Origin of the sequence: Streptococcus suis, assembly GCF_002964045.1 — a bacterium.
GTDB lineage: Bacteria > Bacillota > Bacilli > Lactobacillales > Streptococcaceae > Streptococcus > Streptococcus suis_U.
Genome location: NZ_POPB01000254.1, coordinates 44,601 through 60,263 on the forward strand (window position 1 = coordinate 44,601; position 15,663 = coordinate 60,263).

Below are 15,663 nucleotides of genomic sequence, written 5' to 3' on the forward strand. Positions count from 1 at the left end.
TATTTTTTTTATAACATATTTAGTAGGAGGTTGTAGAGGATGGCACCGGTGACACCACCGAGAATTGGGCCGACAACGGGGATCCAGCTATAGGACCAATCAGAATCTCCCTTGTTTGGAATTGGTAGGATGGCATGCATGATGCGAGGACCGAGGTCGCGGGCAGGGTTGATGGCATAGCCAGTTGTTGAACCAAGCGAGAAACCGATGGCAAATACGATGAGTCCCACGATGATTGGGCCGAGGCCAGCGCTGACATTGTTAGGGCCAATCGCGAGAATACCCATGACAAGCACTGCGGTGCCTAGAGCTTCACCGAAAAGGTTTGAGGCTGTGTGGCGCAATGCAGGACCAGTAGAAAATGTTGCAAGAATCGTTCCACTATCTTTAGTTTCTTGCCAGTGAGGGTAGAAGTGGAGGAAGAGAACGACTGATGCTAACATAGCACCTGCAAATTGGGCAAGTAGGAAGCCTGGGACTTGAGCCCAAGAAAGAGAACCGATGCTAGCCATCGAAATGGTGACAGCAGGGTTTAGATGGGCAGGGCCGAAAAGGCCAGAAATGTATACCGCAATCATCACGGCAATTCCCCAACCAAGCACAATGGTCAACCAGCCACTGTTTTCAGATTTGGTCTTAGAGAGGACACAGGAAGCAACCACCCCGTTCCCTAGTAAAACCAATATGAATGTACCAAGTAATTCTCCGATAAAGTTCATAGCAATCTCCTATTTCATTTTTGTTATTTTTGAATGGTCAGTTCTTTTAACTGTGCCAAAATGGCATCCAAGTCTGCCCCAGCCTGTAAGAGTGCGGCAGCAGTGTAGCAACCTTCGGCAACAGGAACTGTTTGGATGAGAATTTGTTTGTCTGAAAACTCAGCCGCAAGTTCAATGTTCATCCGCGCGCTACCCAGGTCAAAGAAAGCCAAAAGTGTGTCTGCTGGATTGGTTTCGATCCGATCCTGTACGATGTCAAAGCTTGTTCCGATGCTACCGTCTTCCAAGCCTCCACAATACGTGATGGGGATGTCTGTCGTAACTTCGGAGACTAAGTCCATGATACCTTGCGCCAAGTTTTTTGAATGGGATACAAGTAGGATTCCAACCGCTGTCATAGTCCCGCCTCCAGCATTGCTTCAAACAAGAGTCCAGATGAGAAGGAGCCTGGGTCGATATGACCGATAGAGCGTTCGCCGACATAGGAGGCACGGCCCTTGGTTGCAACGATATCTTTTGTTGCCTGAACAGCCTCATGAATAAGATCTACAGAAAGCTGGTTTTCTCTAAGGGCAGCAATGACAGGAACCCACACGTCTACCATGGTTTTCTCGCCTAATTCAGCCTTGCCGCGTTTTTGGATCATGTCCAAACCTGCTTGTAGCGTATCAGCTAAATCCGCACCGGCTTGACTGGCCTTAGTAATCCCCATAAAGGCAGAACCGTAGAGAGGACCAGAAGCGCCGCCAACCTTGCTGAGAAGTTGCATGGCAACCACTTTGAAAACCTGGTCAGCAGTCTCATAGTCTTTTTCAGATAGCTCCTGCATGACGGCAGCCATACCGCGGGCCATGTTGCCCCCGTGATCTCCATCTCCGATAGGAGAGTCTAGTTCACTCAGATAATCCTTATTCTCTTGAATTTTTTTGTTGAATGTCTCCATCCAGAGCAATGCTTGTTTTGCATCCATAGTTCTTCTCCTACCAAGCCACGACTTCAACAGGTGCCTGCAAAGCGTCAATCCAGCTTGGGTCTTCTAGTTTAATCAAAGTTAGTGATAGTCCAGCCATATCAATCGATGTCATGTAGTTTCCGATTTTCTTGTAGTCAACGACCACACCTTTTTTAGCTAGCAATTGAGCAACGTCGTTGGCAAAGACATATTGTTCCATGAGAGGGGTTGCGCCGAGACCGTTGATAAGGATACCATAGTGCTCGCCATCTTGAATATCAAAGCCTTCTGCCAATTTCTCAACCAATTCTTCTGCCAACTTAGCAGATGGTTGGAGTTTTTCTTTCTTATAGCCAGGTTCGCCATGGATACCGACACCGTATTCAAATTCATCTTCTTCAAGGACGAAACCTGGTTTGCCCACTTCTGGTACAGTAGCGCCTGACAAGGCTAGCCCGATAGTCTTGATTTGTGGGACGAGACGGTCAGCCAGTTCCTTGATTTCTGCTAGGGATTTGCCCGTTTCTGCAGCATGACCAAGAATCTTATGGACAAGGATGGTACCTGCTACACCACGACGACCTTGGGTATAGAGGCTATTTTCCACAGCAATGTCATCATCCACGATGACACTAGCCACTTCAATCCCTTCCATTTCCGCCAGCTCTTGCGCCATTTCAAAGTTCATGATGTCGCCAGAATAGTTTTTGATGACCATAAAGACGCCTGCACCCTCGTCAGCAGCCTTTATGGCTTCCAAGATTTGGTCTGGGGTTGGTGAGGTAAATACTGCGCCACATACAGCGGCGGACAGCATGCCCTTGCCGACAAAGCCTGCATGAGAAGGTTCGTGACCAGAGCCCCCTCCTGAGATGATGCCGACTTTGCCAGTCTTTGCAGCCTTGCGGACAATGACTTCAAATCCGTCGATACGATCAACGACGTCTTGGTGCATAAAGACAAGCCCCTTCAACATTTCGTCAACGACATGCTCAGGTTGGTTAATGATTTTTTTCATGAGAAAACTCCTTTGTTTTTTGTTTGCGCTTTCATTTTACATTGTCCGAAAGAAAAAAGGAAGGGACAGATTGTCCAAAGTGTCCCTTTTGTTTCCAAGGAAAGCATGATAGGGTATAATGGAGAGGAAGCGAAAGGAAGTGACATATGCCAACCTCGTTGATTACCAAAAAAAAGATAGCCAAGGCCTTCAAAAAGCAACTATCTCAGAAGTCTTTTGATAAAATTTCAGTTGTCGATATTATGCAGGAAGCAGGGATTCGTCGTCAGACCTTTTACAACCATTTTTTGGACAAGTATGAGCTGCTAGACTGGATATTTGAGACGGAATTGCAGGAGCAAGTGACCGACAATCTGACCTATATCAGCGGGGTCAAGCTCTTGGATGAGCTACTCTACTATATCGAGAGCAACCAATCCTTTTATCAACAGCTCTTTGAAATCAAGGGGCAGAATGACTTTGTTAGCTATTTAGAAGGTTACTTTACAGTCTTGATGGACAAGATTATCAAGGAATACCAGCTTCAGGAAGGTACAAGCATGTCTCCAGAGGCGAGGCAGTTTTTGATTCACTACCATTCTAGTGCCTAGATCGGACTGATCAAGGAGGGACTGACCCAGTCGCCCTGTCGGATTCACAGTTATTGGAAGCAGATGGTAGCCTTGGTTCGTCAGTCATTTTCAATCGTGGAGGAGTGAAGGATGGTATTTATAAGAAATAGACAGTCAATGATTGAAGAGTATATAGCTGGTTTTTGTCGGACCAATCCTGGCGTGACCAAGGTTGAGGGACAGCCTATTGTACTTCAGAGTGAGCAGGATGGGGACCTGGTTCCTATCGTTTCGGGTGGTGGTTCGGGTCATGAACCAGCCCATGTAGGCTTTGTCGGTCAGGGCATGCTGACGGCAGCAGTTTATGGGGAGATATTTATCCCTCCTACTGCTGAAGAGGTCCTGGCTAGCATTCGCGCTGTGAACAGGGGTAAGGGAGTCTTTCTAATCGTCAAAAACTTTGAGGCTGACCTGGCTTCTTTTGGACAGGCTATCGACTTGGCGCGGCAGGAGGGGATTGCCGTCAAGTATATCGTATCCCATGACGATATCTCAGTCGATACCAAGGATAATTTCCGCATGCGCCACCGTGGTCTGGCGGGGACCATTCTGCTGCACAAGATTTTGGGAGCTGCGGCCCTTGCAGGCTATAGCCTAGATGAATTGGAGCAACTGGGATTGTCACTGGCGACAGAGATTGCGACCATCGGTTTTGCGACCAAGTCTGCTAGACTACCCGATGCGGCTCTGCCCTTGTTTGACCTCGAGGAGGGGGAAATCTCCTACGGTATCGGTATCCATGGAGAAGAAGGTTATCGGACCGTTCGCTTTGAGTCCTCTGAGCAGTTAGCCAACGAAATTGTGAACAAATTAAAATTAAAATTCCGCTGGAAGGAGGGGGAAGACTATATCCTCCTGGTCAACAATCTTGGCTCCATATCCGAACTAGAGCAGGGAATCTTCCTCAACGATATCTGCCAGTTCCTGGAATTGGAGGGCTTGAAGCTATCCTTTATCAAGACAGGGAAATGGATGACTAGCCTAGATATGGGTGGTATATCTGTCACCCTCTGTCGGGTCAAGGACCCAGTCTGGCTGGACTTCTTAGAAGCACCGACAGCAGCTGCGGCTTGGTAGGCTGCTAATTTCTATAGAAATCAAATCTCTCAGGAAACGAACCTGAGAGTTTTTTCTTCCTGACTCAGGAAAAAATACCTCATTTATGGTAAAATATTTCTAACGAACTACAAAGGAAATAAGTATGTCAGATAAGTTTCAACTCTTGCTACAACAAATCGGAATGCCTCTTGATGCACGACAATCAGGGGCTTTTTCGACTGCAACGATTGAGAAAGTGGTCTTGCACAAGGTCAGCAAGCTCTGGGAATTTACCTTCCGTTTTGAAAAGCCCTTGCCGCTGGTGGATTACCAACTTTTTAAAGCTCGATTGAAGACAGAATTTGAAAAGGTGGGCAATAAGATTCAATTTTCTATTGTCAGTGATGCGGAAAGTTTTGAAGCGGGCTTAGTAGAGGCCTATTATCCAGAGGCTTTTACGGAAGATTTGTGCCAGAGTGCAGGCTTCAAGGCTCTTTTTCAGTCTTTGGAGGTTGTTTATCGGGAGAATACTCTGTGGATAAAGGGACCTGAAACTATTGATACCGTTCATTTTCGGAAAAATCACCTGCCAAATCTTGTGGAGCAATACAAGCGATTTGGTTTTGGCAATCTTGCGGTGGACATTGAAGTTTGTCAGGAGATGACGCAGCAGCAGGCTGCGGTCTTCCATGCGCAGAATGAGGAAATTTACCAGCAGGCCAATGAGGAAAATCTGGCGGCCCTTGAACAACTGGCTCAAATGGCGCCACCACCAGAGGCAGCTCAGCCATTTGTCCCAGAATATAAGAAAAATCGTCCGGCCAAGGTCACTATTGAAAAAGCTGAGATTACGCCTATGATTGAGGTGGATAGTGAGGAGAACCGGATTGTCTTTGAGGGGCTGGTATTTGAGGTCGAGCAGAAGACGACCAAGACGGGGCGGGTCATTATCAACTTTAAGATGACCGACTATACTTCGTCCTTTACCTTGCAGAAGTGGGCTAAGAATGAGGAAGAGGCCCAGAAGTTTGATATGGTCAAAAAGGGCAACTGGCTGCGGGTGCGTGGAAATGTGGAAACCAATAATTTCACCCGTGATTTGACTATGAATGTCCAGGAGGTCCAGGAGGTCAAGAAGGAAATCCGTAAGGATCTCATGCCTGAGGGGGAGAAGCGGGTCGAGTTTCATGCCCATACCAACATGTCTACCATGGATGCCCTGCCTGCCGTTGAGGACTTGGTGGCGCGTGCTGCGGCTTGGGGACACAAGGCGGTGGCCATTACTGACCACGGCAATGTTCAATCCTTCCCCCATGGCTACCATGCTGCTCGTAAGGCTGGAATTAAGCCGCTCTTCGGGATGGAGGCCAATATCGTTGAGGACTCAGTTCCCATTGTCTACAATGAAGCGGATATGGTTCTATCTGATGCGACCTATGTGGTCTTTGACGTGGAAACGACCGGTCTTTCTGCGGTCAACAATGCCCTGATTCAGATTGCAGCATCTAAGATGCACAAGGGCAATATCATTGCGGAATTTGATGAATTTATTGACCCAGGTCACCCGCTCAGTAAATTTACGACTGAACTGACAGGGATTACAGATGAGCATGTGCGTGGTTCCAAGCCCTTGGAGCAAGTTTTGCGGGAGTTTCAGGACTTCTGTCAGGATTCCATTATGGTTGCCCACAATGCGACCTTTGACGTTGGTTTCATGAATGTCAACTACGAGCGAGCTGGCTTGCCGATCATCAGCCAACCGGTCATCGATACGCTAGAGTTTGCACGAAATCTTTATCCAGACTACAAGCGGCATGGTCTGGCAGCCTTGACCAAGCGGTTTGGTGTTGCCCTTGAGCATCACCACATGGCCAACTACGATGCGGAGGCCACTGGTCGCCTGCTCTTTATCTTCCTAAAAGAAACCTTGGAGAAACACAATCTGACCAATCTCAACCAGCTCAATACAGAATTGGTGGCCGAGGATTCTTATAAGAAGGCCCGTGTCAAACACGCTACGCTCTACGTGGTCAATCAGGTTGGTTTGAAAAATATCTTCAAGTTGGTTTCCCTATCCAATACCAAGTATTTTGAGGGAGTGCCACGGATTCCTAGGACGGTGTTGGATGCCCACCGTGAAGGGTTGATACTGGGAACGGCCTGTCAGGAGGGCGAGGTTTTTGATGACCTGCTATCCAAGGGCTTGGATGATGCGGTCAAGACGGCTGCCTATTACGATTTTATCGAGGTCATGCCTCCTGCCCTTTATGCTCCTATGATTGCCAAGGAGCAGTTCAAGGACATGGCTGAGATTGAAGAGACAATCAAGCAGTTGATTGAGGTGGGGCGTCGGGCTGGTCTGCCAGTTCTGGCGACAGGAAATGTCCACTATATTGACCCAGAAGAAGAGATTTATCGGGAAATTATTGTCCGTGCTCTAGGTCAAGGGGCACCGATTAACTGGACCATCGGAAATGGTGAGAATGCTCAACCAGCTCCTCTGCCTAAGGCTCACTTTAGAACGACCAGTGAGATGTTGGACGAGTTTGCTTTCTTGGGAGAAAGTCTGGCGCGTGAGATTGTCATTACCAATCCCAATGCTATGCTCGATCGTTTTGAAGATGTTCAGGTGGTCAAGACTGACCTCTACACGCCTTATATTGAGAAGGCCGAGGAAACGGTTGCGGAATTGACCTATCAAAAAGCTTTTGAAATTTATGGCAATCCTCTACCGGATATTATCGATCTGCGGATTGAGAAGGAATTGACGTCTATTTTGGGGAATGGCTTTGCCGTGATTTACCTGGCTTCGCAGATGTTGGTGCAACGGTCAAATGAGCGGGGCTACCTGGTGGGTTCACGGGGGTCTGTCGGATCTAGTTTCGTTGCGACCATGATTGGGATTACCGAAGTAAACCCTATGCCTCCTCACTATGTCTGTCCAAATTGTCAACACAGTGAATTTATCACAGACGGCTCCTACGGTTCAGGTTTTGACCTGCCAGATAAGGACTGTGAAGAATGCGGCACCAAGTATAAAAAAGATGGTCAGGACATTCCCTTTGAAACCTTCCTTGGTTTCGATGGAGACAAGGTTCCCGATATTGACTTGAACTTCTCAGGGGATGACCAACCGTCTGCCCATTTGGATGTTCGGGATATTTTCGGTGAAGAAAATGCCTTCCGTGCAGGAACGGTAGGAACGGTAGCGGCCAAGACTGCCTATGGTTTCGTCCGAGGCTATGAGCGAGATTATGGCAAATTCTACCGTGATGTGGAAGTGGAACGCTTGGCTGCTGGCGCAGCTGGTGTCAAACGGACGACTGGTCAGCACCCAGGGGGAATTATCGTATTCCCTGACTACATGGATGTTTATGATTTTACGCCTGTCCAGTATCCTGCCGATGATGTGACGGCCAACTGGCAGACCACCCACTTTAACTTCCACGATATTGATGAAAACGTCTTGAAACTCGATGTCCTGGGACACGATGATCCGACCATGGTTCGCAAGTTGCAGGACTTGTCGGGCATTGATCCGCAGACTATTCCTGCTGACGACAAGGGAGTAATGGCCCTCTTTTCTGGTACGGAAATTTTGGGAGTTACCCCAGAGCAGATTGGGACGCCGACAGGTATGCTGGGTATTCCTGAGTTTGGAACCAACTTTGTACGGGGCATGGTGGAGGAAACAAAACCGACCACCTTTGCGGAACTCTTGCAGCTGTCCGGTCTATCCCACGGTACAGACGTATGGTTGGGTAATGCCCAGGACTTGATTAAGGCAGGAATTGCCGACCTATCCACCGTTATCGGTTGTCGGGATGACATCATGGTTTACCTCATGCACGCAGGTTTACCGCCTAAGATGGCCTTTAACATCATGGAACGGGTGCGGAAGGGCATGTGGCTCAAGATTTCCGAGGAAGAGCGAAATGGCTATATCCAAGCTATGAAGGACAACAAGGTGCCGGACTGGTATATCGAATCCTGTGGAAAGATCAAGTACATGTTCCCCAAAGCCCATGCGGCTGCCTATGTTATGATGGCCCTGCGGGTTGCCTACTTTAAGGTTCACTATCCAATCTACTACTATTGTGCTTACTTCTCTATTCGTGCCAAGGCCTTTGATTTGGCAACCATGTCCGGTGGCTTGGAACGAGTTAAGTCCAAGATGGAAGAAATTGCCCTCAAGAAGAAAAACAATGAGGCCTCAAACGTTGAGCAGGATCTCTATACCACACTTGAATTGGTCAATGAAATGTTGGAACGTGGCTTCAAGTTCGGCAAATTGGATCTTTACAAGTCTCATGCGACCGACTTCTTGATTGAAGACGATACCCTCATCCCACCATTTGTCGCTATGGATGGTCTGGGAGAAAACGTTGCTAAGCAGCTTGTAACGGCGCGTGCGGAAGGAGAATTCCTCTCTAAGACAGAACTCCGTAAGCGAGGCGGTCTATCCAGCACCCTCGTTGAAAAAATGGATGAGATGGGCATTCTGGGCAAAATGCCAGAAGATAACCAGCTCAGTCTCTTTGATGATTTGTTTTAAACTTGTTCACTGTTTCTTTGGAAGCAGTGAATTTTTTTTTAAAAAAAGAAGTCAAAACTCTTGACTAATGTTTTTGATAGGGATATAATCTCTACATAGTGATAAAAGCTACTATGTAGTAACAATTAGAAAAGAGGAAATCCTATGTCAAACTTTGCAAAACTTCAAGAAACTCGTCGTTCTATCTATGCACTTGGTAAAGAATTGCCAGTATCAAACGAAGAAGTAGTAGCGCTTGTAGAAAAAGCTATGAAAGAATCACCATCAGCTTTCAACTCACAATCAAGCCGTGCAGTTGTACTTTTCGGTGCTGAATCAGATGCTTTCTGGAACGAAATTGCCTACAGCGAATTGGAAAAAGTAACACCTGCAGAAGCTTTTGAAGCAACAAAAGGTCGCTTGGCTAGCTTTGCGTCAGGTGCTGGTACTATCTTGTTCTTCGAAGACCAAGATGTGGTCAAAGGCTTGCAAGAAAGCTTCCCACTTTATGCTGAAAACTTCCCAATCTGGTCTGAACAAGCTCACGGTATCAACTTGTACGCAGTATGGTTGGCTTTCGCTGAGAAAAATATCGGCATGAACGTACAACACTACAACCCATTGGTTGACGCACAAGTTGCAGAAAAATACGGTATCCCAGCTAACTGGAAACTCCGTGCACAAGCACCATTCGGAAGCATCGCAGCTCCAGCAGCAGACAAAGACTATATGGCGGATAGTGACCGTGTAAAGGTTTTTGGTAACTAGTATTCTTCGAAAATTGGAAATATCCGTTGTCAGCTTACCTTGGTGAACTTCAGTTCAACCTTCGGCTTCGCTTCCTAAGCTATTTTCAATTTTCATTGAATACATAAAACTTACAGTTTGCTTTATTGCGTTGGCAGTTGAAAATATTCGTTGTCAATCTGTCCAGGTGAGTGTAAGACTGTCGGATAGATTCTGAGACTTCCTGTATCAGCAGGAAGTTTTTTTGTCAGTTTAGCTTCAAAATATGATACAATAATAGGGTATTTCAAAGTACAAAGGAGAAAATCATGGTATTACCAAATTTTAAAGAAAATCTCGCTAAATATGCTAAACTCTTGGTTTCAACAGGTATCAATGTCCAACCTGGACACACGGTGCAGTTGACAATCGGTGTAGAACAGGCTGAGTTGGCACGTTTGATTGTCAAAGAAGCTTACGCTCACGGTGCTAAGGAAGTCTTGGTCAACTGGTTGGACGATGTGATTGCGCGTGAACGTTTGGTCAATGTCGATGTGGAACTCTTGGAACAAGTTCATCCACAACGTGTTACTGAAATGAACTACCTCTTGGAGCGCAAGGCAAGCCGTTTGGTGGTCTTGTCTGATGATCCAGGTGCTTACGATGGCGTTGATCCAGAGAAATTGTCTCGCAACGCTCGTGCACTCAGCCAAGCTTTGCAGCCAATGCGTCAAGCAACGCAAGCTAACAAGGTTAGTTGGACACTTGGTGCAGCCTCTGGTTTGGAATGGGCTAAAAAAGTCTTCCCAAATGCAGCCTCTGACGAAGAGGCAGTGGACCTCCTTTGGGATCAAATCTTCAAGACTTGCCGTATCTACGAAGAAGATCCAATCAAGGCTTGGGAAGAGCACGAGGCACGCTTGGTGGCTAAGGCTAAGGTCCTTAACGACGAGCAGTTTGTCAAATTGCACTATACAGCACCAGGAACTGACCTTGTTCTCGGTATGCCGAAAAACCACTTGTGGGAAGCGGCTGGTTCGGTCAATGCCCAAGGTGAGAAGTTTATCGCCAACATGCCAACAGAAGAGGTCTTCACAGCACCTGACTACCGTGTGGCAGACGGCTATGTCACATCAACAAAACCACTCAGCTACAACGGTAACATCATCGAAGGCATCAAAGTAACTTTTAAAGATGGTGAAATTGTGGATGTAACTGCTGAAAAAGGCGATGAAGTTATGAAGAAATTGGTCTTTGACAACGCTGGAGCGCGTGGTCTTGGTGAAGTTGCCCTTGTTCCAGACAAGAGCCCGATTTCTCAATCTGGCGTTACTTTCTTCAACACTCTTTTTGATGAAAACGCCTCAAACCACTTGGCGATTGGTCAAGCCTATGCCTTCTCTATCGAAGGTGGTACAGAAATGAGCCAAGAAGAGCTCAAAGAAGCAGGACTTAACCGTTCAGATGTCCATGTGGACTTCATGATTGGTTCTAACAAGATGAACATTGACGGTATCCGTGAAGACGGTACCCGTGTGCCAATCTTCCGTGACGGTGAATGGGCTATCTAATGATATTTGAATGAAACTGGGCAAAAAGCCCAGGATCACTTCTCAGAGTTCGTATCAACATCTCAGCGCAGTGGTTGATTGGTAGATTTGTTCGTGTTTTGCACTCCAAATCTGACCTAATCAACTGTGCGGGGGTGGGAAGACGAACTCTTTTTGACCTAGTCGAGTTCTTTCCCACTCCCATTTTGTAAATAAGGAGGAATACGGAATGTTATCAAGTATAATTGCGGGTGCCATTATTGGCTTGATTGCTGGGGCTTTGACCTCATCAGATGACCGTCGTGGCTGTCTTGGAAATATCATCCTTGGACTTGCAGGTTCATGGATTGGACAACTGCTCTTTGGTGACTGGGGTCCACAGTTTGCTGGTATGGCTTTGGTACCGTCAGTCTTTGGAGCAGTATTGCTGGTGGCGATTTTTTCTAGTAGTCGAAAAAGCTAGATAGGAAGTAAACTATAGTTTCATGAAGGTTTAAAAAATGAATAAATGGCATTTTATGAAAGAAAAATGAAACTATTAGTTAAACCACCTCCCAAAAGATAGCAAAGTCGGTTATAATAGATGACATAGATATACAGAAAGGGAGGAATCCTATGTCAGATTTGCATCCATTTGGCCGTACTTTTAAAGAATTGAGAGAAAAGCGAGGATTATCTCTAAAGGAAGCGGCTGGAAGTATTGTGAGTCCACAATTTCTCAGCCAATTTGAAAAAGAGGAGAAGGGAATCAGTGTTGAGAACTTCAGTCGTCTCCTGATTTCGATCGGTGTCACCTGGGAGGACTTTGCCTTTCGTTATCAAGGGGATAGTATCGATTACTATCTTCAAGTTTGGGCTGAAAATAGACGACAACAGGTCAACAGTCTTGATTTTCGTCAACAGTTTAATGAACAAATGGGGGATTATGTTAAGGATAATCCCGAACTCAAGCAATTAATGTTGGACTTGGTTGCATACATGTTTACAGACTATAGTAAGGGTAGCAATCTGGATAGGAAGAAGGAGATAGAAGAAAGGATGATTCATCATCTAAAAAAAATCACCTTCCTCAATGTCCTAGAACATGACTTGCATGTGCAAATTTTTCAACATTGCTCTTATGAACTCAATGAAAAAATGACACAGTTTTATCTAGATACCTATAAAACGACCAAGAGTTTTGATACAGCTATTCAGTCCCTATTGAATCTGGGGTTTATGATCGACTACTTTTCCGAAAAAGGCTACTATCTCAAGGCTGGAACTCTGGCTGAAGAAATCAAGAATTTCCCCCACCCTGCCAAGCATTTTTTGGTGAGGGAATTATGTCGCATCGAAATGCGGGCCGTTTACAATCTTCTACGGCAAAATGATAAGTCCGCCATCCCTCGTGCCCGAAACATCATTACCTATCTTGAAGCAGATACCAATCTCATACCCACCGAGGCCAATATGCGACGGCTAATCGAGTTTCGGGAAGTCTTTAATAAACTCAACAAAACCGGAATAGATTTGACCGATTCAGTCGGTCATCGATATTAGTAAGGAGCAGCTTTGGCTGCTTTTTCTATTCCTAGAAAGAGAACTAGATGAAACTATAGTTACCTGTATTGAAAAAATCAGAAGAAATTTCCGCTTTACAAGTTAAATTGAAACAATAGTTTGCTTGGCTATTTTTAAGAAAAAAATATTTGATAGACTATTGGGGAGATCCTGTCTCATTCGTGCATTGTTCCCCCTCCAGAGATAGTGGATGTCTATCCATCAAGCAAAAGAAAAAAGCATCGAAAAGTATCTAAAAATATACAAAAAAATCCGAAAAACCGCTTGACAAAAGGCTTCGGGGGGGGGGTACAATAGTATTGATACAATATAAAAGGAGCTTATATGAATAAGAAAGACTTGTTAAAGACAGTGACCCTTGCCTCAGCCGTTCTTGCAACAGGAGTGGTTAGTTTATCAGGTGCTGCAGTGAGTGCTAACACACTTGATTCAACATCACCAACGTCTAATTCAACAGAAACACCAACGACCAATCAAGTTACAGCCGAGCAAGTAGCTGCTGCAAAGACAGATGTGAACAATGCTGAGGAAGCAGTGAAAAATCAAGAATCAGTAGTGTCCAGTGCTTTATCTGATAAGCAGGCAGCACAAACCGCGGAAACAACAGCACAAGAAACACTTTCCGCAGCTCAAGAAACTGCAGCAACAGCAACACCAGAAGCTGTTCAAGCAGTAGAAACTGAAATTGTTGAAGCTGAAGCTACAGTTACAGAAACTGAAGCCTTGCTTGAATCAACAAAACAAGAAGCATCAACAGCACAAACACAAGCTGACCAAGCACAAACAGTAGCTGACACAGCAAACACAGCTTATACTGAAGCTAAAGCACAATCAGACGCAGCTCAAGAAACTGTCACACAATTGGAAAACCAAACAGTGAATGTTGAGCAAGCCCAAGCTAGTGTAGATACAGCAAAACAAGACGTAGCTACAGCAGAAGCGGCAGTAGCTGAAGCTGAACAAGCCTTGGTTGAAGCTGAAGCAAAAGACCAAACCTTGGCACAAAAAATTGCAGACGCTAAATCAGCCCTTGACACAGCTAAAGAAGCTGAAAGCAACGCTCAAACCACAGTAGTTGGTTTGGAAGCTCAAGTAACTGACACAGCAAATAAAGTGACAGAAGCTCAAGAAGTAGTAGATTCCCTTCAAAACGAAGTATCTTATACGGTTGATATCAATCTGCCACAAAACGTAAAAGATGCTGTTAAGAAATTCCTTTCCGAAACACGAACACTGGAATCCGTTGCTGAGTTGAAACAGGTTATTGAATCAGCGCAGATTGAAGAAAATCTAGAACAACATTGGAAACTTAACATTACAGGTGGCGATGAGCTTGTAGATTTGGATAATTTGACAACCAAACAAGTCGAGCAATTAAACCAGTTCGCAGTAGATATTTATAACACCTTAGCTGAAACCATTGGATTGACGACCATTACAGCCAACACAAAAATGATTGAATTGGCGAAAGTCCGAAGTGAAATGTATGATGCGAAAGATTCAGAATTTGAACATGATATTACAATCTTACGCGAAAGTGAAAAAGTAGTATTCCCAAATACAACAATCACAGCGGGTGAAAACCTAGCACACACGATAACTAGAACCGCACCAACATTGCGTGACTTGATGGAAGAACTCAACAAATCGATGGTCGATATGACACTAATTGACGAACACAGCAACTACGGTCATTGGCGCAATTTCAATAACGCTAAAAGTATTGGACTATACGTTCACGATGAAGAAAGTATGGACATGGGCTGGCAGTCAGTTAACTATAAACCATGGTACGTTTTCGCAACATATAAAGACCAGTTCACACTTGACGGCTTATTCACAAACGCCGTTAAAGCTAATGAGTTAGTACACGCTGCAGATGTAACCTTCGCAAGCGACACACGCGCCCTAACAGCAGCGAAAACACAATTGGCAATTGCTAATGTGGCACATAACCGAGCTAAAGCTGATATGGCTAAAGCGGTAACGGCTTTAAATGAAGCGAAAACCGAAGTTATAAACACTACAACCGAATACAATCGTTTATTGTCTACAGAAAGTGAAACAACAAAAGCTCAAGCGAAATTGGATGACGCTAAAACCAAATTGTCAGAAGCTAACGCAAAATATAACTCAGCTAAACTTGTATTGGCGGCGCTAACAGAAAGCAAAGAAGCTAAAGAACAAGCTTTGACAGAAGCTAAAGCTCAATTGGATGAAGCACAAGCAAAAGCAGACGAGTTGCGTGCGGACTATCTAATCAAACAATCTGAAGCTGATGAGTTGAAAACAAAAGTAAACCAACTCAACCAAGATGTTCAAAATTTGGAAACGGACTTAGCAAACGCCAAACAAGCAGTGGTAGATGCCAAGGCAAAACTCTTAGGATTACAAGAAGCTGAAGAAAACTTGGTCAAAGCACAAGAAGCCTATGACAAGGCTGTGAAAGCCAGAGAGGAAGCATGTGCAGTATATCAACAAGAATCTGCTAAGTTGACCGAATTACAGGATAACTACTCCCTTGCTGTCAAACACTACCTAAATCTCCTGAACCTTTACAATCTCCAAGAACAAGTGAAGGCTCCGACAGAGGAAACTGGTGATGACCAAGGAACAGTGAAAAACACAGGTACCCCAGCACCGATTGGTACAAATACACCATCAAATGTATCAACTATAAAGACAACTGGAATGGCGCCTACTTCTAAAGAGCAAACTCGATTCCTTGATGTAGAAAAAGCTCCAGTTCAGGCAGCTAGCCTACCACAAACAGGAAGTAACGAAAGTATCTTGTCTAGTTTAGCTGGTTTCACGGTACTAGGTTTAGGGTTATCCCTCGCAATCAAGCGTCGGAAGTATACCGAAGAATAAAATGGCGGGTATCATACTCTTCGTCCTTACCAAACAATAGGTTTGGAAGAGTGTGCTATCTTTGTATGAAGAGGAATATGC

11 protein-coding genes and 1 pseudogene are annotated in these 15,663 nt (G+C 45.3%); 8 read left to right on the forward strand and 4 right to left on the reverse strand.

Annotated elements, in window-relative coordinates:
• Positions 1-8: 8 nt before the first annotated feature.
• The 4 genes from C1E99_RS02665 to dhaK are packed head-to-tail and all read right to left on the reverse strand — an operon-like array spanning position 9 to position 2,689.
• Positions 9-719: an MIP/aquaporin family protein gene (locus C1E99_RS02665; RefSeq protein ID WP_105206506.1), complete on the reverse strand. Its 711-nt coding sequence runs from the start codon at positions 717-719 to the stop codon at positions 9-11.
• Positions 720-742: 23 nt separating this feature from the next.
• The gene (gene dhaM, locus C1E99_RS02670) at positions 743-1,117 is read right to left on the reverse strand and encodes a dihydroxyacetone kinase phosphoryl donor subunit DhaM (RefSeq protein WP_105108163.1); all 375 of its coding nucleotides are present in this window, start codon (positions 1,115-1,117) and stop codon (positions 743-745) included.
• On the reverse strand, positions 1,114-1,689 hold the full coding sequence (dhaL, locus tag C1E99_RS02675; protein WP_105206507.1) for a dihydroxyacetone kinase subunit DhaL: 576 nt from the start codon (positions 1,687-1,689) through the stop codon (positions 1,114-1,116). Before dhaL ends, dhaM begins: the two co-directional genes overlap by 4 nt.
• Positions 1,690-1,699: 10 nt before the next feature.
• On the reverse strand, positions 1,700-2,689 hold the full coding sequence (dhaK, locus tag C1E99_RS02680; RefSeq protein WP_105206508.1) for a dihydroxyacetone kinase subunit DhaK: 990 nt from the start codon (positions 2,687-2,689) through the stop codon (positions 1,700-1,702).
• 146 nt (positions 2,690-2,835) lie between these two features.
• Here dhaK and dhaS point away from each other — a divergent pair.
• The 8 genes and pseudogenes from dhaS to C1E99_RS02720 all read left to right on the forward strand — a co-directional run.
• A pseudogene (gene dhaS, locus C1E99_RS02685) lies at positions 2,836-3,276 on the forward strand (dihydroxyacetone kinase transcriptional activator DhaS); the annotation flags it as partial.
• A gap of 114 nt (positions 3,277-3,390) precedes the next feature.
• On the forward strand, positions 3,391-4,377 hold the full coding sequence (dhaQ, locus tag C1E99_RS02690) for a DhaKLM operon coactivator DhaQ (RefSeq protein WP_105108167.1): 987 nt from the start codon (positions 3,391-3,393) through the stop codon (positions 4,375-4,377).
• Positions 4,378-4,501: 124 nt separating this feature from the next.
• The gene (locus C1E99_RS02695) at positions 4,502-8,893 is read left to right on the forward strand and encodes a PolC-type DNA polymerase III (protein WP_105206510.1); all 4,392 of its coding nucleotides are present in this window, start codon (positions 4,502-4,504) and stop codon (positions 8,891-8,893) included.
• A 144-nt stretch (positions 8,894-9,037) separates the two neighbouring features.
• On the forward strand, positions 9,038-9,640 hold the full coding sequence (locus tag C1E99_RS02700) for a nitroreductase family protein (RefSeq protein WP_105206511.1): 603 nt from the start codon (positions 9,038-9,040) through the stop codon (positions 9,638-9,640).
• Between the two features lie 287 nt (positions 9,641-9,927).
• Positions 9,928-11,169: an aminopeptidase gene (locus C1E99_RS02705; protein WP_105206512.1), complete on the forward strand. Its 1,242-nt coding sequence runs from the start codon at positions 9,928-9,930 to the stop codon at positions 11,167-11,169.
• A gap of 208 nt (positions 11,170-11,377) precedes the next feature.
• The gene (locus C1E99_RS02710) at positions 11,378-11,611 is read left to right on the forward strand and encodes a GlsB/YeaQ/YmgE family stress response membrane protein (protein ID WP_105206513.1); all 234 of its coding nucleotides are present in this window, start codon (positions 11,378-11,380) and stop codon (positions 11,609-11,611) included.
• A 152-nt stretch (positions 11,612-11,763) separates the two neighbouring features.
• On the forward strand, positions 11,764-12,690 hold the full coding sequence (locus C1E99_RS02715; protein ID WP_105206514.1) for a helix-turn-helix domain-containing protein: 927 nt from the start codon (positions 11,764-11,766) through the stop codon (positions 12,688-12,690).
• A gap of 345 nt (positions 12,691-13,035) precedes the next feature.
• Positions 13,036-15,582, forward strand: coding sequence for an SEC10/PgrA surface exclusion domain-containing protein (locus C1E99_RS02720; protein WP_105206515.1), 2,547 nt, complete (start codon positions 13,036-13,038; stop codon positions 15,580-15,582).
• Positions 15,583-15,663 lie beyond the last annotated feature (81 nt).